16 protein-coding genes are annotated in these 20,618 nt (G+C 61.0%); 8 read left to right on the top strand and 8 right to left on the bottom strand.

Features of this window, described 5'->3' with window-relative positions:
- Window positions 1-184: 184 nt before the first annotated feature.
- A complete protein-coding gene (locus tag ACP7DW_RS15980) occupies window positions 185-1,162 on the bottom strand; it encodes an SDR family oxidoreductase (RefSeq protein WP_426055262.1) in 978 nt (325 codons plus the stop codon).
- A gap of 125 nt (window positions 1,163-1,287) precedes the next feature.
- On the opposite strand from ACP7DW_RS15980, the gene ACP7DW_RS15985 reads away from it, so the two are divergent.
- From ACP7DW_RS15985 to ACP7DW_RS16005, 5 genes are all read left to right on the top strand, one after another.
- Window positions 1,288-1,857: a TetR/AcrR family transcriptional regulator gene (locus tag ACP7DW_RS15985; RefSeq protein ID WP_426055261.1), complete on the top strand. Its 570-nt coding sequence runs from the start codon at window positions 1,288-1,290 to the stop codon at window positions 1,855-1,857.
- Between the two features lie 66 nt (window positions 1,858-1,923).
- Window positions 1,924-3,564 carry a SulP family inorganic anion transporter gene (locus tag ACP7DW_RS15990; RefSeq protein WP_426055260.1) on the top strand — a complete coding sequence of 547 codons (1,641 nt, stop codon included), beginning with the start codon at window positions 1,924-1,926 and terminating at the stop codon, window positions 3,562-3,564.
- Window positions 3,561-3,950 carry an Imm1 family immunity protein gene (locus ACP7DW_RS15995; protein ID WP_426055259.1) on the top strand — a complete coding sequence of 130 codons (390 nt, stop codon included), beginning with the start codon at window positions 3,561-3,563 and terminating at the stop codon, window positions 3,948-3,950. Before ACP7DW_RS15990 ends, ACP7DW_RS15995 begins: the two co-directional genes overlap by 4 nt.
- A 135-nt stretch (window positions 3,951-4,085) precedes the next feature.
- Complete coding sequence (locus ACP7DW_RS16000) at window positions 4,086-4,223, top strand: hypothetical protein (protein WP_426055258.1); 138 nt, start codon at window positions 4,086-4,088, stop codon at window positions 4,221-4,223.
- The gene (locus tag ACP7DW_RS16005; protein ID WP_426055257.1) at window positions 4,220-4,393 is read left to right on the top strand and encodes a hypothetical protein; all 174 of its coding nucleotides are present in this window, start codon (window positions 4,220-4,222) and stop codon (window positions 4,391-4,393) included. Before ACP7DW_RS16000 ends, ACP7DW_RS16005 begins: the two co-directional genes overlap by 4 nt.
- Window positions 4,394-4,397: 4 nt before the next feature.
- On the opposite strand, the gene ACP7DW_RS16010 is transcribed toward ACP7DW_RS16005, so the two are convergent.
- The 7 genes from ACP7DW_RS16010 to tssF all read right to left on the bottom strand — a co-directional run bounded on the left by ACP7DW_RS16010 (window position 4,398) and on the right by tssF (window position 13,680).
- Window positions 4,398-4,877 (bottom strand): GNAT family N-acetyltransferase, encoded by a 480-nt coding sequence (locus tag ACP7DW_RS16010; RefSeq protein ID WP_426055256.1) that lies wholly within the window; start codon window positions 4,875-4,877, stop codon window positions 4,398-4,400.
- A 72-nt stretch (window positions 4,878-4,949) separates the two neighbouring features.
- The gene (locus ACP7DW_RS16015; protein WP_426055255.1) at window positions 4,950-6,065 is read right to left on the bottom strand and encodes a T6SS immunity protein Tli4 family protein; all 1,116 of its coding nucleotides are present in this window, start codon (window positions 6,063-6,065) and stop codon (window positions 4,950-4,952) included.
- A 2-nt stretch (window positions 6,066-6,067) separates the two neighbouring features.
- Window positions 6,068-7,996 (bottom strand): esterase/lipase family protein, encoded by a 1,929-nt coding sequence (locus ACP7DW_RS16020; protein WP_426055254.1) that lies wholly within the window; start codon window positions 7,994-7,996, stop codon window positions 6,068-6,070.
- A complete protein-coding gene (locus ACP7DW_RS16025; protein ID WP_426055253.1) occupies window positions 7,993-10,590 on the bottom strand; it encodes a type VI secretion system Vgr family protein in 2,598 nt (865 codons plus the stop codon). The genes ACP7DW_RS16020 and ACP7DW_RS16025 overlap by 4 nt, the downstream gene beginning before the upstream one ends.
- Window positions 10,591-10,602: 12 nt before the next feature.
- Window positions 10,603-10,857: a PAAR domain-containing protein gene (locus tag ACP7DW_RS16030; RefSeq protein WP_092605755.1), complete on the bottom strand. Its 255-nt coding sequence runs from the start codon at window positions 10,855-10,857 to the stop codon at window positions 10,603-10,605.
- 28 nt (window positions 10,858-10,885) lie between these two features.
- Window positions 10,886-11,875: a type VI secretion system baseplate subunit TssG gene (gene tssG / locus ACP7DW_RS16035; protein WP_426055507.1), complete on the bottom strand. Its 990-nt coding sequence runs from the start codon at window positions 11,873-11,875 to the stop codon at window positions 10,886-10,888.
- On the bottom strand, window positions 11,875-13,680 hold the full coding sequence (tssF, locus tag ACP7DW_RS16040; protein WP_426055252.1) for a type VI secretion system baseplate subunit TssF: 1,806 nt from the start codon (window positions 13,678-13,680) through the stop codon (window positions 11,875-11,877). The genes tssG and tssF overlap by 1 nt, the downstream gene beginning before the upstream one ends.
- 172 nt (window positions 13,681-13,852) lie before the next feature.
- On the opposite strand from tssF, the gene tssK reads away from it, so the two are divergent.
- The 3 genes from tssK to ACP7DW_RS16055 all read left to right on the top strand — a co-directional run bounded on the left by tssK (window position 13,853) and on the right by ACP7DW_RS16055 (window position 20,574).
- Window positions 13,853-15,199, top strand: coding sequence for a type VI secretion system baseplate subunit TssK (gene tssK / locus ACP7DW_RS16045; protein WP_426085220.1), 1,347 nt, complete (start codon window positions 13,853-13,855; stop codon window positions 15,197-15,199).
- 147 nt (window positions 15,200-15,346) lie between these two features.
- Window positions 15,347-18,412, top strand: coding sequence for a response regulator (locus ACP7DW_RS16050; RefSeq protein WP_426055250.1), 3,066 nt, complete (start codon window positions 15,347-15,349; stop codon window positions 18,410-18,412).
- Window positions 18,409-20,574 (top strand): sensor histidine kinase, encoded by a 2,166-nt coding sequence (locus ACP7DW_RS16055; RefSeq protein ID WP_426055249.1) that lies wholly within the window; start codon window positions 18,409-18,411, stop codon window positions 20,572-20,574. Before ACP7DW_RS16050 ends, ACP7DW_RS16055 begins: the two co-directional genes overlap by 4 nt.
- Window positions 20,575-20,618: the final 44 nt, after the last annotated feature.

Below are 20,618 nucleotides of genomic sequence, written 5' to 3' on the forward strand. Positions count from 1 at the left end.
CGTCTGCGCGATAGCTGTCGTGGTATTGCCCGGGTTTCCATGTTTCGCTCATGCCCTGCTCATGCCCGTCGCGAGAGCACGATGGCGTCGCTGGCGCGGACGGGCGCGCAAAAATGCCGCTTGGTGCGCATGACTACGCTGGCGATACCCACCTTATTCGCCTTGCCACAGCGCGCGCGATGGTCTAGTTCCCCACCGTGCCGGTGACGGGCAGGATGATGCCGGTGATGTAGCTGGAACAGGCGGGCGAGGCCAGGAAGACGTAGGCGGGCGACAGTTCCTCGGGCTGCGCCGGGCGGCGCATGTCCGTGTCGGCGCCGAATTTCGCGATGTCCTCGGGCGTCTTGTCGGCCGGGTTGAGCGGTGTCCAGACGGGCCCCGGTGCGATGGCGTTGACGCGGATGCCCTTGTCGAGCAGGTTGCCGGCCAGCGCCATGGTAAACGCATGGATGGCGCCCTTGGTGGTGGAATAGTCGAGCAAGTGCCTGGAACCATGCAAACCCGTCACGGACCCCGTGTTGATGATGGATGCACCGCGCTGCAGATGCGGCAACACGGCCTTGGCCATGTGAAAGTAACCGTAGACATTGGTTTTCATGCTGAGGTCGAAGCGTTCCTCGCTCAGGTCCAGCAAGGACTCCGCGTGTTCCTGGAAGGCGGCGTTGTTGACCAGGATGTCGATGTGTGTGAACCGTTCCAGTACTTGCTTGACGGCTTGCTGGCAAAAGCCCTGCTCGCGCACGTCGCCGGGTATCAGCAGGCAGCTCTGGCCTTCCGCTTCCACATAGCGCTTCGTTTCGTTGGCGTCTGCGTGCTCGTTCAGGTAAATGATGACAACATCGGCCCCTTCGCGCGCATACAGCACGGCCACGGCGCGGCCGATGCCCGAATCGCCGCCCGTGATGATGGCCACCATGCCGGCCAGCTTGCCGCTGCCGCAGTAGTCGGGCGCCAGGAAGCGGGGTTTCAACGACATCTGCGCTTCGCTGCCGGGTTTGGCCAGGTGCTGGGCGGGCAGGGGCGGGGCAGGCTGGCTGCGGTGGCCCGTCTGCACGGGAGGCTTGCTGTCCCGCGTGCTTTTTGCTGCGGCGTCGCGGCCATCTTGCTCTTGCTGTATCGTGCGCTGCAAGTTACCGGCGGACTGGTCCTTGTTCTCGTTCATGCTGGCCTCCGTGTAAACGAAACTCCAGTATCGGCGCGGCACCCGCATCGAACGGTGCGCTTGCTAACAGAGTGGCGTAAACGGGTGTAAAATTAAATGATGATTAACATCATAGTGGAGGCGGCATGAAAGTGAGCAGGGAACAGGCAGTGCTGAACCGCGAGCGCATCGTGGACGTGGCGGCCAGACTGTTCCGCGAAAAAGGGTACGACGGCATCGGCGTGGCCGACCTGATGAAAAGCGCGGGTCTCACGCATGGCGGCTTCTATGGCCATTTCGCGTCCAAGGAAGACTTGATGATCGAAGCGTGCCAGCATGCCTTGCACAAGTCGCTGGAAGGCTGGCGGGCGAAGGTCGCCAGCGACCCGCAGCGGGCGCTGCCGGCCATTATCGAGAACTATCTGACCACCAGGCACCGCGACCAGCCGGGCGGCGGCTGTCCGGCGGTGGCCATGGGCGTCGATGCGGCGCGTACGTCGCCCGGTGCGCGTCCCGCGTTTACGCAAGCCACGCAGCAGCAGTTCGCGCTGTTGCAAGATTTGCTGCCCGACGGCGCGCCGGAAGCACGGCGCCAGCAGGCGATCGCCACGTTTGCGGCCATGGTGGGCGCCATGGTGCTGGCCCGTTCCGTCGATGACGAGGCCCTGTCGGCGGAAATCCTCGACGCCGTGAAGGCGCAATTGCTGCCAGACTGAACATATCCCCCTGTCAGCCGGCCGCGTCGCATGATAGGCTTCGGTTTTCAGATTTCGGGATCATTCATGCTGCTCTGGCTCAGGCAATACCGGCGTCCTCTGTTGGCCGGAGACATCACCGCCGGTATCGTTGTCGCCATGATGATGGTGCCGCAGGGCATGGCTTACGCGCTGGTGGCCGGCTTGCCGCCCGTGGTGGGCATCTATGCCAGCATCTTGCCGCCCGTGCTGTACGCCTTGTTCGGCAGCAGCATGACCCAATCGGTGGGCCCCATGGCCATCGTCTCGCTGATGACGGCTGCGGCCCTGGCGCCGCTGGCCGACCCCGGCTCCTCCCTGTATATCGTGCTGGCCGCCCAGCTGGCCTTCATCAGCGGCCTGGTCCTGCTGCTGTGCGGCGTGCTGCGCCTGGGCTTCATGGCCAGCTTTTTGTCGCGCCCCGTGATCAGCGGCTTCAGCAATGGCGCCGCGATCCTGATCATCTGGGGCCAGATCACACCCTTGCTGGGCGCCAGCCTTCCCCACTGGCACACGCCCAGCCTGGTCCTCGGGCTGTCCGGCCTGCTGTTCCTGCGGCTGGCCAAGCGTTACGCATCGCGCCTGCTGCAGCGCTGTGGCTTGAACCCGGTGGCGGCCGACGTGGGCGCGCGCCTGGCGCCGATGGCGCTGGTGCTGGCCGGCATCGCGCTCGTCGCCTATGGCGGCCTGCAAGCGATGGGCGTGCAAACGACGGGCCACGTGCCCAGTGGTTTGCCCGGGCTGAACCTGGCCACCTCCGGCGCCCATTGGCGCACCTTGCTGTCGCCGGCGCTCTTGATCGCCTTCATCATCTTTTTGATGAGCATGTCCGCCGCCCAGACGCTGGCGCAAAAACGCGGCGAAAAGCTGCAGACGAACCGCGAACTGCTGGGCCTGGGCGCCGCCAACGTGGCCAGCGCGCTGTCGGGCGGCTTTCCTGTCACCGGATCGATTTCGCGCTCGGCCGTCAATTTCCAGGCGGGCGCCAACACCCCCTTGGCCAGCATCATCACGGCGGGCTTGCTGGCGCTGGCGCTGGTGGCGCCCACGGGCTGGCTGGCCCTGCTGCCGCTGCCGGTCCTGGCGGCCACCATCATCTTTGCCGTGTCCAGCCTGCTGGACTGGGACACCTTGAAACTGTCGTGGCGCTACGACCGCAGCGATGCGCTGGCCCTGCTGGCGACCACGGCCGGCGTGCTGGTGCTGGGCGTGGAAGCGGGCGTGGTGATCGGCGTGCTGCTGTCGATGGGCACCCTGATCTGGCGCGCCAGCCGTCCGCACATCGCCGTGCTGGGGCGTATCCCGAATAGCGAGCACTTCCGCAACGTGGAACGCTACGAGGCGCAAACCCTGCCGGACGTCTTGCTGTTGCGCATCGATGCGGGCCTGTTCTTCGGCAATGTGGAAGCCGTCACGGAGCGCGTGGAAGACGAACTGCGCGGCCATCCGACGGCGCGCCACCTGGTGCTGGTGCTGTCGGCCGTCAACCAGATCGACAGCACGGCCTTGCTGGGCTTGATCGAGCTCAACAGCGCGCTGGCCAAGCGCGGCATCAGCCTGAACCTGGCCGAAGTGAAGGGCCCCGTGATGGACCGCCTGCGCCAGAGCAGTTTATTGCAAGACTTGAGTGGCAAGCTGTATCTGAGTACGGCGCTGGCGACGGCTGATTTAAGTGGAGAACATGCATGAGGATGGAACTGAATCTGCATGGCGAGGCGCATGTGATGGATAACCTCCTTGCGCTGGAACAGGCGCTGCAGCAAGCGCGCGCGCTGGCGCAATGCGAACTGTGGCTGACCCTGGCGACTGATGCGGAGCAGGGCCCGGCCCTGTGCCTGCTGCGCAATGGCGGCAACGCCTGGCTGATGTATCTGTCGGGGCAGGACGACCTGAGTTTTCACTCGCTGGGTGACGAGGAGGAAACGGGGGAATGCAGCTACCTGCTGTCGAATGGCCAGGTGGATGTGTATCCGGAAGCGTGGTGCGTGGAGGTGGGCCAATGCGAGCGTGCCTTTCTCGCGTTTTTCAGGACGGGCGGCGCGCGGCCGGCCGGCATCGCGTGGGAAGCGGATTGAGATGCTGCACACCATCCTCGCCGATATCGACAGGGACTTGTTCGCCGCGCTGGACGCCAGCGCAGGTTTGTTGACGCTGCGCGCCATCCTGCGCGCTACCACGCCAGCGGCGTGACGGCCGCGCAGGTGGCCGCCTTGCTGTACGAACTGCGTCCGTCTATGGAGGACAGCGCGCGGGAAGACCCGCTGGAAGACGTGATACTGGACGCCCTCGACATGGTGACGGGCTGGTGCGCGCCGCAGCTGCGGGTGTGGGACGAACAAGTCATATGAATCATCAAGAAGAACGCCTGGCCGCCTGCTACGACGGGTCGGCCATCTGCCTGATCGCCGTGGGTGCGCACGGCGCCCCGCTGGACCTGGCCGACGACGCAGTGCGCGCGCTGATCGCGAAGCTGCAGCAATGCCTGGCCGAATCCGACGCTGCTGCGACAGACGACTGACGGCTCAGGCGGCGGCCAGCACCTTTTCCATCGCCACGCTGGCCAGGCTGATGCCGCTGGGATGCGCATACGCTTCCTCGCGCAAGGCAGCAAAACCGGCGGCGCGGTAAAACGGCACGGCATTGAGCGACGCGGACAGGTGCAGGCGCGCCATGCCGCGCGCGCGCGCCAGCTGCTCCAGCGCCGCCAGCAAGCGCTTGCCGATGCCCAGACCCGCGCGCGCCGGATCGACGAACACGGCATCGACTTCGTGTTTATCCACATCCAGCATGGCGTAGCCGGCAATGGACTCGCCGTGCATCGCCACGATGCCGCCACCGGCAACCAGCATGGCCGCATAAGAGTCCGGCACGGGCGAGGCCGTCCATACGGCGATCTGTTCCGGCGCATAGTGCGTGGCGCAACCGACGCGCACGGCCACCGTGCGCAGGGCCCACAGGGCGTCGATATCGAGGGGCAGGGCGGGGCGCAGGGTGATGGGCATGGAAGCTTCCCAGGCAAAAGGAGCGTGCTGGCGCAATGGCTGGCATGGCGCCAGCATGAGCTTATCCAGCCATCACTGCGCCGGCTTGTCCGGATCGATGTAGTACGAGCCCGGCGGCGCACCCGGCACTTTCACCCGGAACTTCAGGCCCGATAGCAGCTTGTCCCACAAGGCGATGGCCTCTTCGTCCGTCAGCGACGCGGCTTCGGCGGCGCCGACCATGTTGTGGGCGACTTTGGTGTACATCTTGACTTCCAGCACAGATGGATTTGCGATGTCTTTCGGTTTGCCTACAAATGCCCATTCAAAATCATGGACGCCATCGGTACGACGTATCAGCGATTCTTCGCCTTTCCAGTGCTGGACGTTGCGTTTGCCCTCGCGCAGCAAGGTGCGCTTGGGATAGTGATTGCCTTGCATTTTTTTTGCGTCTTGTATGCGACTGAGTAGTGATAGTTCTCCACGCAACCTTGATTCAAATTCTGTCGGCGGGTAGTCACCGTATGCATCCTTATTTGAACTGATGGAGAAAGTAACATCTGGCAAGCTGGGTAAAAAAATACCTACGTCGTCTATTTCTTGATATTTATACTGATTTTCACTTATGAATCCATGCTCTACGCAAAGGCCAGGCGTGACCGGAATTTCTTCAGTAGCACGCAAACGCAGACTTTTTGCTTGAAGGAATTGTCTTTCCGCTGTTGCTCTTTCGGTGTCACCATTATCTACTGCGTCGCCTATGGCAAATATGAAATTCCCTTTGTTGATTAAGGTTCGATAAATTATGAAATTGTCTTCTTTGGCTGATTTGCTATTGTAATATCGAAGTTGCCAACTGTTTTCTATTGGTCCACTTCCATTGTAAATAATTTCAGGGGAAATATTTAAAGATCGTATTTTTTTTAAGTCAACTTCTGCTTGATGTTTTAAAGATTCAGGTCCTCCTTTAAATAGTTCAACTTCAGAATTTCCGATTATTAACTCTGCCTCGTTTGGTAGATTTAATAAATATCTTCCAAAGCAAAGTTTTTTTGTTTTTTGAAATAAATTTTCTATTTTTTTTATTGGTATTGTGTTTGTATGCATTTTATTTTCCTCATGTTTCTTACTTGGAATTGTTTCATTTGCCATTGTCCTTGAAGGTAGTGCAATTATCGCAATAATGAGAATTTTTTTATAATTTAACATGTTCATTCCCATTCTGCTTTTTTGGCAATTTGCACAATTGAATAGAGCATAGATGCCAGGACATGTGGATGAGAGTAGCTATTTTGATGTTCATATCCATTTTCAGATTTGGCGCCATGGGAAAATTTTTCCCCAGGTATGTGTTTTGCTGAGCGATCCGATGGGACAGTTTCATCGCCAGTAGAATTTGGTGGTTGTAATTTTAGTTTCAAAACACGTGTTCCTGCTTGTACAGTAAGGTTGCCTTTTGCATCGTCAGTCAATAGCTGCCACTTATTTGGTGATGGTATAATTTTTTCCGAGTCGGATGAATTTTTAATTTCCAAACCCTCGGTAACTTTGAAAGTGATTTCTCCATAGCTTAAGAATTCTTTTGAGGCACAATAGCTTGCATATGTATTTGGATGAAATATTTGTTCTATTTCTTTTAATAATTCTGATGCATCTTTCAATCGTCGCATGACATTGTTGATGCCGCCCCCTTTTTTTGGCGGAATATTTGCAGGGTTCACCCAGGAAGGATTTATCATCCTCCACCAAGCATTCGCAGGTTGTAAGTAGATACTTTCTAGCGCACTATCCTTACCTCGTGGCCAGCTCCAAAGTAATTTATCTGTTGCATCAACAACCTTGATCCATTCTTGACCATATGCAATGCTTGGCAACATTTCTAATGGTGCAGGTGTATTTGCGAGAATTGCGGTGGCGTGTTGACCATCAATGCCAAAAATTTTGGCTTCGAGAGTATTAATTGGGCCACTCTTTTCCTTAAAGCCGAAACGCATGCGTTTGTATGCACTGGCAGCCCCTAAGGTAGGCATCACATTATGATATATTCCAAGTATTTTTACACTTTTATCATTAAGCATATTTCCATATCTAGGATGCATTAAGGCTCGGGCGAGCAGACCTCCCATGCTATGTGTGACGAGAATGACCTCACTGCATTTGAAGCCGCATTTCTGATAGCCTATTACTATGCCGCGTATGCGTTTGGATATAATAATAGCGGTAATGGCATTGCTCTGTAAAAAGTTGTATCCCAATGCATGGACCGGATACCAGCATGGGGAAATCTTGACCATGTCAGAATTGTTAATTGGTATTCCGGAGGAGCCACCAAATTCTTTTGGATCTTTTATAAGAAGCTTGGCCACAGACGGATAGGCTTGTTGCCCATATGAATATCTGCCAGTGGATTGATCGGACGGGTCAATTTTCCAGTGAGGTAAAACTTGCCCTTTTTTTGTTATATTGTTCATGAAAAATTCTGTTTTTTGAAGCATTTCGCCATACGCGCCGGCGAAAAGAACTTCACTCCATCCACGCCACCGTGCAATATGTGCTGGCGTTTCACGTATTTCACGGGGAATGAATTTCCCCGCTACACCAGGTTTCTGAATTGCATCTACCTGAGAATTTTTTTTAGAACTAACAGAAATCAATGGAGGAACACCAAGAAAATCGTCAGGGACGTTGTTATGACGGGCGTCAGATCCTTTGGTTACGTCTCCACCAGGGAAGAAGCGCTCATTTTCGATAGAATATTGATAGTACTCAACTTCAGTTTCATTTGGATCAAAGACCAATTGTCGATCTCTGGGGGATGCTCCCCTAAACCAACCACCTAAACCACTACCGGTTGCAACCGCCAAATTACCAGATTTGTCGACCATGTCATCTGGTCTCCATGATCTGTTATCCGGTCGCTTCAGATCGTCTTGACGTTGTTTTGTCATTCTTAAATTGCTACCCATAACGCCGGGTAAAAATATAATCGGTATGATTTTTCTGGGTGGAATCGTGACGTCATGACGAATCGTATCTTCTATTTCCGTCATATGAACGGTGTATTCAGCCCACCCACCGACAGTCTGTCGAAAATCACCTTGGTGATTGCCGTGTTCATTCAAGTCGTTATCATCACTCATGGCAGTTCTCCCTTGTAACGTATCGTATAGCTGTCCATGCCATCTCCTTTTTGTAGTGGCGTCAGTCCGTCAGCGCCGCTTTTTTCGCTAATAATGTTGCCGTCGTCACGTATGAGTTCAAAGGCGATATCGGGTGCAGGTTTTCCGTCCACTTCCAGCAGTCGAACGGCCTGATCAAAACGCGCTACTGGCCGTTCATTAAATTCCTGCGACACGCTCTTCGGCGCCAGGGTTTCCAGGTTGCCGTTGAAGAGCACGGGGGATGAAGTGAAGAACTGCACCTTGTCGCTGATTTCCAGCATGTGGTTGGCGCCGTGCAGGCGGATACCTTTCTTGCCCTTGATGTTGACCCAGTCCGCTTCGCTGATCAGCGACAGCACTTTTTGGGCGAGGATTTCCACCTCGTCGCTGTGCGCTTCGATGGACACCTTGCCGCTGGCGGCGATCAGCTTCATGCCTGCCTTGTGCACGAACAGGCTGAAGGATTTGGCGATGCTGGCAAACATGCTGTCGCCGCTGGCGAGTGAAATATGCTTGCTGCTGCTGAGCGCCACGTGCTCGCTGGCGGCCAGGTGGATGGATTGGGCCGTGCTCAGCTCGATGCCGGCCGGGCTGGCCAGCAGCAGATGCGCTTCGGACAGCTCCGGGAAATCGCCAGCGCTCCCCTTGATGGCGGCGTTTTGCCGCTGGATGGACTCGGCCACGGCGCCCTGTTGTGCGGCGCTGTCTTGCGCACCCGCGTCGACGGCCATGCCGGCCAAGCCTTGCTGCAGTTGGCGTGCCTGCGCCAGGCGGGCCTGTGTTTCGTCGAGCTGTTTGACTGACCCCGTTCCCGTTGATGTTTCGGTGGTGATCAGCATGCCTTTGGCTGCGCGCAGGGCGCCCCAGGCGTTGCTGGCCAGTTCAAAGCCGACGCCGCGCGCTTCCTTGCGTCCGGCGTTGTCGTCGATGCGGGTGATGTTGCCCAACGAAAGCCGGCTATCCTGGTGCTCGCTGCGCAGCTGTGCCTGGATCGCGCCCTTGGTGTCGTCGAGCACGAGATGGTTGGCGCTGCGGGCGCCCAGTTCGCGGCTGCGCAAGCCGGACAGGGCACGCTGCTGCGGCAATTGCCATGGCGGCGGATTGGCGCTGTTGTAGACCACGCCGATGACGATGGGGTGGTCGATATTGCCGTCCTGGAATTGCACGACGACTTCCTGGCCCACACGGGGCAAGGCGATGTGCCCCATTTGCGGCCCCGCCATCGGCATCATGACTCTTATCCATGGCGAGCTGCGTTCATCGAATGTACCCAGGCGGTCCCAGTGAAATTGCAGGCGGATGCGTCCCAGCGCATCTGTATGGATTTCCTCCCCGGCCGGCCCGACCACCAGCGCCGTCTGCACGCCGGCAACGATGCATGGCGTGCTGTTGTAGCCACGGCCCGGCCGCCAACGGATGTCGCGGCGCACGCACACCATACTGTTGACATAGTGGGAAGGTGCGCTGGGGCCAACCTGATAATTATTGCTGGCGCCATGCACCACTGACAGGATCAGGTATTCGCGTTCGGCGATACTGTCAGGGCGCTCCTGGCCAGGCTGGTAGCGTTTTTCCTCGGCGCTGAAATGGCCATCGAGCCGGAAGCAAAGGCCGGGCTGTGCGCCACGATGATTGCCGGCTGCCTCGAAATACTGGCGCAGATGGTCGCTTTCTTCCATGCGGCGTTGTGCCAGCGCTTCCCCCTCATCGACATTCTGATAGCCATAGGCGCCCGTGTTTTCATACAGTTCATGGGCAAATACATCACCCTGGCGGTTCAGGGAGTAGCCGCTGGCCAGGCGGGGCTGCGGATTTTTATAGTCGAAACTGGCCAAGGTCAGCTGCCCGGAGCCGATCCGGCGCACGGCTTGCCACTGTTGCAGGCCATCGTCTTCCATGGAACCCGACTCGGAGTGGAAACGCATGGCGCCGTCGCCCGATACCGTGGCGATCATGTCCGCCAGGGTGCTGTTGTCCGCGAGCCACAGCGTATGGCCATCGGCGCGGTGCTCGTACCAGTAATGCCAGCCTAACGCCTCCCAGCGCCGGTGCAGGTGGTTGTAGTCGGTTTCATTGTGCTGATTGGCGCAGGTGAGCTGTGGGTCGTCGCCATGGATGCTGGTTTTCCAGTCGCGCTGCCCGTAGTGCGCAAACGTTGTTTCGGTCAGCTGCATCACGCTTTGGCCATGAAAGGAGACGTTGTCCTGGCGCAGCCGGGCAAAGGCCAGCCAGGGTTGCAGCACCATGCGGTACCACGCAAAGCCGCCATCGGCGCGCAGCAGGCAAAACTCGCCCACATAGCCGTTAAAGTAGCGCAGCGTGCCATCGTCGCGCAGCATGGAAATGCTCACCATGCGGCCCATCATGGCCTTGAGCGCGATGTGGGCGTCATCGGACAGCAATTCGGCCTCGAAACGGAAGTCGCGCGATACTTCTTCCCTGGCAGTGAGCGAATTGACCAGCAGGATGGCGCCGGCTGGCCCATCTGCATGGGGGAACGCGATTTTCAGCAGGCGCTGCTCTTGCGCGGCGAGGTCGAAGGCCGACAGTGCCGCCTGGATGCTTGCATGCATGGCCTGCCTCCGTTATAGCGATGTGATCAGGTGGGCGCCGCAGGCAGTGGCATCGCCGTCATAGGCGTACGGCTTGCCCATGTGTTTTGCGCCGGCGCCGTCCGGCGTGATGGGAAAGCTGCCCTTGCACTTGGGGCAGAAGGTGGTGTCATCGGCCAGCGCCGCCGTCTTTCCCATCACGGTGCTGCCGGATGATGCGCTGGTGACCTTGCCGCCGTGATCGGTTGCATCGCCGAGCCGGATGACGCCGCGTCCTGCATGTTTCATGTTTGCCTCGCTTTCCAGGGATGACTGCTCAAGCCAGTTGCAGCAGATAACGCACTTCGGCGCCGCCTGCCTTGCCTTGTGCGGTCTGCAAGAACGTCGTCCAGCCAAGGCGCCTTCTTTCTGATGGATTGGCGCTCAGGATCAGGGGGGTAATGCATGGCGGACTCAATATCAGCCGCACTTCATATTGCAAGTCCGGCACGCCAAACAGCGCCAGCATCTTTGCCAGCGCCGCCGCGCCTGCGCTGCGCGGCAGGAAGCGTTGCAGGCTGGCGGCATCCAGCGGTCCGATATGCAGGCAGACGCGCATGTCCTGGCGCCACAGCCGCAGGCCCAGCGTTGCGCCGCGCGCCAGCGTAAAATTGACACTGCCTAGCAGACTGCGCCGGTTTTTTTCCAGATAGTCCCAGCCACCGACAAATGGTTGCAAGGTGACGGGTACGCCGCAGTACTCGGCCAGCACGGGGCCGATCGCTTGCGCGGAGACGGGACGGCAGCGCAGCAGACCCGCGTACCAGGCCGCGACGTCCTGCGTCACGGCATCCGGTTCGGCCCTCGACGGCAGCGCGGTGCGCCGCACGCCGCCCAGTGCCAGCAGCAAAGGCAATTGTGCATCGGTTGCCTGGGTCTGCAGCGTCGATTCCAGCCGATACTTTTCCCACGCCTGGTAATACAGCGCGACCATGCGGTGCGAAAAGATATCGAGGAAGGCCGAGACGCCGGCATCCTTGCTCGACAAGCGGTAGGCGGCGATGCGTTCCGAGTGATGCAAGGGCAAGGTGCCGCCGACGCCCAGAAAACGCATGAACGTCGGTATCAGGGTCAGTTGTTCATTCTCGTCGAGCGAGAGCTGTTCGATTTCACTGGCGGGGAAACTCAACGACAGGCTGTTCTTGAAGCGCAATACCTGGCTGAAGGCTTGCACATGGGATACGTTCTGCTGACGTAGCCAGCACAGCAAAATACGCACCGCCTGGATGAACTGGTAGCGGTATGGCTCGGCCAGCAAGTGGTGCATCACACCAGATTCTGCAGTCCGCTTCTCGGTTTGCATCGGATCAGCTCCTCTCCGCTTTGCAGTGACAGCACCACCAGTTCGATGAAACTGTTGATTTGCACATACAGCCCAAGGAAGTGATCGATCACTTGTACAAACAAGTGCATGCCGCTGCCGACGAACGCTTCCTCGTCCAGCGTGATGCGCACCTCCACGCCATGCGCCAGCGAGGTGCCGCGCTTGTGCCGCAGCCATGTCGTGGTCGGCGAGTGCGCCAGCGCGGCGATGCCGCCGATCTGGCGTTGCGAGCTTGCCGATTGAGACAGGTCATACAGCGTGAGCATTTCGCGCAGCGCCGGCAGGCCCTCCTGGACCAGCGCGTGATGATTCAGCGCCAGGTGCGAAATGAGGCGCCAGTGCAGGCCCGCGCCCGGCGAAAAGCGTCGCGGCGGGCTGGGGCGTCGCAGCATGTGCAGCGCCGGTCCGCCGCCGCACGGTTGCAAGTCTCCCTGCGGCTGGCCGTATTTGAGCGACAGCGGCAGGTCGCGGTTGCTGCACGTCAGCGACAATGACAGGCTGGCCTTTTCATGGATCAAGGGATTGAAGTCGCCATCGACCAGCGTGATTTTCTTTTCGTGACCAGGGCTTTTGATGGCCAAAGCCGTATCGTGGCGCATGACCCAGTAATGGCCCTGTTGCGCCGTGCCTTCGCCATGGCGCAGGCTGTACAGCGGGCGAAATTCGCTCAGCGTGCTTTCGCCTCCCCGTTGGCGCAACAAACGCACCGCATCGACGGAGACGACTTCATAGCCATGCGCATGGGTAGCATGGGCCAGCACGGAGTAGTCGGTTTTCTGCCGGGTGACGGTGATCGGCACGCCTTCCTGGCGGAAGAGGTTGACCGCCGGACTGCAGCCCAGCTTCAGGTTGTCGCTGGAAATGCTGGACAACATGCGCGCCGCGGCGGAATCGGGCCGCAAACCGGCCATGCACAGATGCAGGGTAAAGCGCCGGCAAGCAGGCGGCAGGGCCGCACTCAGCGCCGCCATATCGAGGTCAAAGAAATTGAATTTTTCCGGATACGCAAAATACTCGCTCAGCACGCGGTAGGCCGGCTGCGAACGCGCACCGAAAGGTAGCAAGGCATCCGTGTCGGCGAAGCCAACGGGCGTCACAGGCACGGCGGGCAAGGCCATCCATTGCAGCGCGTCGATCGACACGAAAGCGCAGACTGTCTGCATGAACAAGGCATCGCGCAATGCGGCGGAAAAAGACGCTTCGCCATCGATGAAAACGCGCAGCGATGCGGGCGCCGCGTCGAGATGCCTGATGCCGATGTTCAGCGAGGAAGTCGCTGATGCAGGCAGGCGTACGCCTGGCGGCGCCTTGATCATGGCATCGAATGCAGCGCTGTCGAGTGCCGATGCGCCTGTCGTCAGGTCGTAGACCGTCTTGAAGCGACAGCGCACGCCGCGCACGGGCGTTGCGTCCATTTCACTGCCGGCCGGCAGGTGCAATCTGCCCGCTCCGGCCGCCGGGGCGGGCTGGTGCACGATCGTGCATGATGGAAAGGGCCGCAGATAATGCGGGAACAGGGCTTCGAACAAGGCTTCGGTAAATTGCGGATAGTCGTCATCGAGACGCTTCGAGATGCGTGCCGCCAGCATGGCCACCGATTCGATCAGGTGTTCGACGTGCGGATCTTCGCAAGACTCGCCGGACATGTGCAGTTTTCCGGCGACTCTCGGATAACGTTCGGCAAACTCACGGCAATGTCGCCGCAGCATCACCAGCTCGCGCTCGAAATACGGCAGCAAATCCTCCATCTCTTTTCCTGTGTCTTTGCGGCGGAATGGCCAGTATCCGAGCGTTTTCTTAAAGGCAAATTGCGTTTGCGCAAATAATTGAACAGGGTGCTGCGCAACATCAAGGGCTTTCAAGCTAACAACATCAGACTGGCAAGGCAGCAAGATTCCAACGGTCACCATGGAGAACGCAATGACACTGCCATCCAAATTACTTTGGTCCGAAGGCCTGGCCATCGGTCCCCAGCAATTCCAGCAGCTGGACCGCTACCATGAAGCGCGCCTGCAACGACTGGCCTCGTTGATTAATCCCCATTTATGGGGCTTGCATGGCGTCAGCTGGAATGCGGATGCACTGGCCAACAATAGCCTGCGGGCGGACGCCATGTCGCTCGTCTTTCAGGATGGAGAGCTGTTTGAGGCGCCGCTTGGCGATGTCTTGCCCAGTGCCGTTGACCTGTCCAAGCTGCCTGCCAGCGAACATAGCTTTACTTTTTATGCCGCGCTACCGGCGCTGCAGGCACATGGCGGCAATGTGAACTCCGCAGGCGCGCGCTATGTCCAGGCGGATGTCGAGACCCCGGATCTGTACAGCGAGGCAGTCAGCATCGAGGTGGCTTATTTGAAGAAGCGCGTGTACCTGCTGTCGCAACTGGAGCCCCTGAATGATTACCTTGCCATCCCGGTGATTCGTCTGTACCGCGCCGGCAACGGCGGCTTCGAAGTCGATACTTCCTTCATTCCACCCGGCCTGACCATCAGCGCCGAGTCTTCGCTGCAGAAAATGCTCGAGTCGCTGATCGACCGCATGGGCGCGAAAATTGAAGCGCTGTACAGCCGCCACCGCCAGCCCGGTAACCATACGGTGGAATTTCATGGCGGCGATGTTTCCTCGTTCTGGATGCTCAATACCTTGAGCACGGCCAGCGCCACGCTCAGTCATTGCGCCAGTTACCGGCGCCACCATCCCGTGTATTTATTTGAAAAATTGATGGCATTGGCCGGTGGCTTGATGACGTTTTCGAAAAAATACACGTTGAGCGACCTGCCGGCTTATTCTCACGATGACGCGGCGCCCGGTTTCGGCAAGCTCGATGGCATCATTCGCGACCTGATCGATACGGTGCTCCTGTCGCGTTACTTCCCGATTGCGCTGTCCAACGACGCGCAACAAAACACCCACTATCACGGCTTGCTCGACGCCAAGCGGATTGACCGTCAGACCGAACTGTGTCTTGCGGTAAACGCCGATATGCCGGCGCTGGAACTGGTCGCCACGGTGCCGTTGCAGTTCAAGATTTCATCTCCGGACAATATCGACCTGTTACTGGGCCGGGCACTTCCGGGTGCCGAGTTGCGTCATATGGCCCAGGTTCCTGCTGAAGTGCCGGTGCGGCCCAATACGTATTACTTTTCGATCGAGAACAAGGGCAGTATTTATGACAGCATGATCAAGGCCCAGGCGATTGCGATTTATGTGCCGTCCGGCATAAAAGGGCTGAAGCTGGAATTGTTCGGTATTAGCGGCACTGCGGCGTAACGAGCGGGCGGATTGTCAAAAGATTGCCCTAAGGAATGGACTTGTCCCTGCAGTTGACGTTATCATGTTTTTGTAAGTGTCGGTGGCTGATCAGCCAGCGCATGGGTGAAACATGGTGACAGGCGGGAGTGAGCATGGGCATGGCGAATGATGCGTGATGTGCCGGGCGGTGGGCAGGGCAGGGCAGCGGTGCGCCGCTGCTGCCGCGCATTGCTGCTGGCGTTCTGTGTCGCCGCCCCCTGCGCCGCCCTGCCGGCAGCAGCGCCCACCGTCGCACCGCCGCACCAGGGCCAGCGCGTGCTGTTCCTCAACGCCTACGACTATGGCCGCGCCGGCGTGGAATCGTACACGCGCACCTATGTGGCCGCCATGGCCGCCGCGGGCCTGGCCAGCGAAGACATCATGGTCGAGCACCTGAACCTGAATACCCAGGGCGACCCGGCGCTGCGCAACGAGATGCGTGATTTGTTGCTTTTGAGATACACCCAGATGATGGGGCGCAAGGCCGACCTGATCATCGCCATGCAGCAGCCCGCGCTCGATTTTTTGCTGTCGGACCTGGCGCCGCTGGCGCGCGGCGTGCCCGTGCTGGCGATTAACACCTCGGGCAGGGCCTTACCGGCGGGCAGCCCGGCATCCATCTGGCAGCAAAAGGCGAATGTCGATTTTCCCGGCACGCTGGCGCAGGCCATGGCGCTGTTCCCTGACACCAAGACCATCGTCATGGCCGTCGGCACCAGCGAGGCCGACCAGGCATTGAAGCGCAGCATGCAGCAGGCGGCGCTGGCGTGGCAGGGCAAGGTGGCCATGCGCTACCTCGATGACCTGACCCTGGCGCAGATGCGCGCGGCGGTGGCGCGCCTGCCCGCCGATAGCGTGCTGGTGGCGGGCACTGTCAACCGCGACGTGGCCGGCATCATCGCCACGCCCGTGCCGTTTTCCGTGCAGCTGGCGCGCCTGGCGAATGTGCCCACCTTTGGCATGTACAACGCGACGGTCGGCAAGGGCATCCTGGGTGGCTCCATCCTGCACATCGAACAGGCCGCGCAGCAGGTGGCGCAGATGTCGCTGGCCGTGTTGGATGGCAAGGCGCCCGCCGTGCCGGGCACCTTGCTGCCGCCGGCCCGCCCGGTGCCCATGTACGACTGGGAACAACTGCAGCGCTGGGATGCCGACATCAGCCGCCTGCCGCCGCACACGCTGTTCCTCAACCGGCCGCCGCAACTGTGGCACGAGCACCGCCTTGCCGTGCTGCTGGTGGGCGGCGTCTTTATCGTGATGGCCGGCTTGCTGAGCGCCTTGCTGCTGCAGCGGCGGCGCCTGCGGCGCGCCGAGAGCGATGCGCGTGAGAGCGAGCAGCGCTTCCGCATCCTGGTCGAGCATGCGCCGGAAGCCATCCTGGTGTACGACCTGGATCTGGACCGCTTCGTCGACGCCAACAGCAGCGCGCAGCGCATGCTGGGCCTGTCGCGCGCAGCGCTGCTGGCACGCGGGCCGTTCGACCTGTATGCCGGCAAGCAGCCCGATGGCTTGCCGCTGGGGCTGATGATGGAAGAGCATCTGCGCCGCGCCATGCTGGGCGAGCCTGTCCTGGTGGAGCGCAATGTGCGGCGTGCCGACGGCAGCGTTTTTCCCTGCGAGGTGCGGCTGGTCAAATTGCCCATGGAAGGGCGGCGCCTGGTGCGCAGCGGCATCGTCGACATTTCCGAGCGCAAGCACAGCGAGCAGGAATTGCTTGGCTACCGCGACCACCTGGAAGAACTGGTGCAGCAGCGCACGGCGGCCCTGTCGGTGGCCGTCACCGAGGCCGAATCGGCAAATCGCGCGAAAAGCGTCTTCCTGGCCAACATGAGCCACGAACTGCGCACGCCCTTGAATTCCGTGATCGGTTTTTCGCAGATGATGGCCGATTCGAGCAGCATGTTCGAGGAAGAAAAGCATAACCTGGCCATCATCAACCGCGCCGGCCATCATTTGCTGACCTTGATCAACGACATCCTCGAATTGTCGAAAATCGAAGCGGGCCGCATGCAGCTGCAAACGGGGCCCGTGGACTTGAATGGCTTGCTCGACGAGGTGCTCGAGATGGTGCGCATGCGTTCGAGCGACCAGGGCATCGCGCTGCAGCTCGAACGTTCCGGCGTGCCGCCGCTGGTGCGCCTCGATGGCGCCAAGCTGCGCCAGGTGCTGCTCAATTTGCTGTCGAACGCGCTCAAGTTCATCGAGCAGGGCAGCGTGACCCTGTCGCTGGCGTGCCAGACGGCAGAAGGCGGGCAGATGGCGCTGGCGTTTGCCGTGCGCGATACGGGCAGCGGCATCGCGCAAGCGGATCTGGAGCGCATCTTTGAACCGTTCGTGCAGGCCGACAGCGCCGTGGCGCAGGCCGGCACGGGACTGGGGCTGACCATTTCGCGCGAATTCGTGCGCCTGATGGGCGGCGAGCTGCGCGTCGACTCCACCTTGGGGGCCGGCTCCGTATTCCATTTCGACCTGCGCGCGCCGGTGCTGCGGCAGCCGGCCACCGCGGCGCTGGCGCCGGGCCGCGTGGCGCGCCTGCCGCCGGGCCAGCGCGGGCGCATGGTGCTGCTGGTCGACGATGACGACAACTGCCGCAAGCTGCTGGCCGGCTTGCTGGCGCCGCTGGGTTTCCAGCTGCAGGAAGCGGCGGGCGGTGCGCAAGCGCAAGCCATGCTGGCGGCGCAGCGCTATGACATGGTGCTCAGTGACTGGCGCATGCCGGACATGGATGGTCTGGCGCTGACGCGCTGGCTGCGCGCGCAGCCGGCGCTGGTGCAGCCGCGCCTGGTGATCATGACCGCCTCCGCCTTCGAGGAAGAAAAGCAGGAGGCGCTGGCGGCCGGCGCCGACGGCTTCCTGCGCAAACCGATCGAACAGGAACACCTGTTCGTCATGCTGGAGCAGCAACTGGGCGTGCGCTTTCAGCGCACCGCCGCCGCGCCGCCGCGCGTGCCGGCGCCCGCCTTTGACCTGCAGCAGGCGCTGGGCCAGCTGGGCGCGGACGAACGGCAGGCGCTGCTCGAATCCGTGCAAGCCCTCGATTTGCGGCGCAGCGCCATCGTGCTGGCCGGCGTGGCGACCGGCCTGCCGCAGCTGTCCGCGCACATCGCCGCCATGCTGGAACAGCATCAGTACCAGCCGCTGTGCGCCTTGCTGGCGCAGCTGGCCAGCGAACCGCAGGGTGAAGGCGCATGACTTTTCACGCATCCGAAGGCGCGCGCCTGGGCAGCGTATCCATCGTGCTGGCCGTCAGCGTGGCGCTGACCTGTGTCGTCACTGCGCTGCTGCTGGTGTTTGCCGTGCTGTTTTACCAGTCCGAACGCGAGCAGCGCTGGCAGCAGCTGCATCGCAGCCTGGCCGTCAGCGCGGACCAGCTGGCCGTGGCCATCGAACTGCCCTTGTGGAACCTCGATGAAAAGCAGATGCAGGCCATCATGCGCAGCATGCTGGGCAAGCGCGACCTGGTGGCCAGCTCCCTCACGCCGGGCATCGGCAAGGAGGCGCTGATCCTGCGCCGTACTGAGGACGGCGCCATCGAGAGCCTCGCCGCGCTGTCCGCCGAACCGGGCTGGCTGGTGCAGCGGCGCTCCGTGACGGCAGGCGGACAAGTCATCGGCAGCGTTGCCGTGTATGCCACGCCGGCCCTGCTGGACGCGGAGCTGCGGCAGCGCGCGCTGGGCATCGGTGCGATGATCGTGGCCCTCGACGTGATCCTGGTGGCCTGCATCTGGCTGCTCCTGTGGTGTCTGATGCTCAAGCCGTTGAAGGCGATCGGCCAGTACGCGGCCGGCGTCAAGGCGGGGCAGGGCGAAGCCTTCGGCACGCCGCCGAAAGCGTGGTTCCTGGGCGAGCTGCGTACCCTGTACCGCTCCATCCGCGACATGGTGGCGCTGCTCGACAGCCGCTACCGCGCCCTGCAGCGCAGCGAGGAGCGCGTGCAGATGGCGACCGGCGCGGCCAGCATCGGCATCTGGGACTGGAACGTCAGCAGCGACGCCTTGCAATGGGATGAACAGATGTACGCGCAGTTCAAGGCCGATGCGGCCAGCAGCATGTCGCCGGCGGTCATCTGGCGCGCGGCGCTGATGCCGGACGACGTGCCGGCGGCCAAGCAGGCCCTGCGCGCCGCGCTGGGCGCCGGCCAGGCGTTTACGCACGAGTACCGCATCCTGTGGCCCGACGGCGCCATCCGCTACATCAAGGCCGACGCCGTGATCTTCCGCGACGGGCGGGGCCAGCCCATGCGCATGGTGGGCTCCAATTACGACATCACGGCGCACCGCGAGGCCGAACTGGAACTGCTGCGCCACCGCCACCACCTGGAAGAACTGGTGGCCGAGCGCACGAGCGCCCTGTCGGTGGCCGTCAGCCAGGCGCAGGCGGCGAACCGCGCCAAGAGCACCTTCCTGGCGAACATGAGCCATGAACTGCGCACGCCCTTGAATTCCGTGATCGGCTTTTCGCGCCTGATGGCCGCCTCGCCCAACATGCAGGACGATGAAAAGCGCAACCTGGCCATCATCCACCGCTCCGGCAATCATTTGCTCACCCTGATCAATGAAATCCTCGAACTGTCGAAGGGCGAGGCGGGGCGACTGCAGGCGCAGGCGACCGTGGTGGCGCTGGCGCCCCTGTTGCAGGAAGTGATGGATATGCTGGACATGCGCGCCGAGCAGCAGGGGCTGACCCTGCGCCTCGATTGCGCGGACCTGCCGGCGGCGGTGCTGCTCGATGCGACGCGCTTGCGCCAGGTGCTGTTGAACCTGATGTCGAATGCCGTCAAGTTCGCCGGCAGCGGCGAGGTCACCTTGCGCGTGCGCGGCGAGCTGCTGGATGACGCCACGTGGCGCCTGTCGTTCGCCGTCAGCGACACGGGCATCGGCATCGCCCTGGAAGACCAGCAGCGCATCTTCGAGCCGTTCGTGCAGGCCGACAGTGCGGGACCGAAGGATGGCACGGGCCTGGGCCTGGCCATCTCGCGCGAATTCGTGCAGTTGATGAAAGGCGAACTGACGCTGGAATCCACGCCGGGGCAGGGCGCCACCTTCCGTTTCAGCATACCCGCGCAGGCGGCGCAGGCGCCAGTGCAGGCAACCGCGCCGCCCGCCATGCCGGCGCAGGCGGCAGCGCCGCCGGCACTGCGGGCGCAAGACTTGCTGCTGCTGGCCGGGGAAGAGCGCGCCGCCTTGCTGGTGGCGCTGCGCGAATTGAACCTGGCCAGGGTGGCGCAGCTGCTGGCGGCCCTGCCGGCGGCAGCGGCACCGTTGCTGGCGCCGCTGCAGGCCATGCTCGAGCAGCACCAGTACCGTCAGCTGTGCGTCTTGCTGGAGAGCGAGGGTGCGCTGGCGCATACCTGAAAGTGTGGGCTGACAACATCGGATTCGATGAAAAGACCGACTAA

It is taken from the genome of Janthinobacterium sp. PSRC1-1 (assembly GCF_049897525.1).
Taxonomy (GTDB): Bacteria; Pseudomonadota; Gammaproteobacteria; order Burkholderiales; family Burkholderiaceae_D; genus Janthinobacterium; species Janthinobacterium tructae.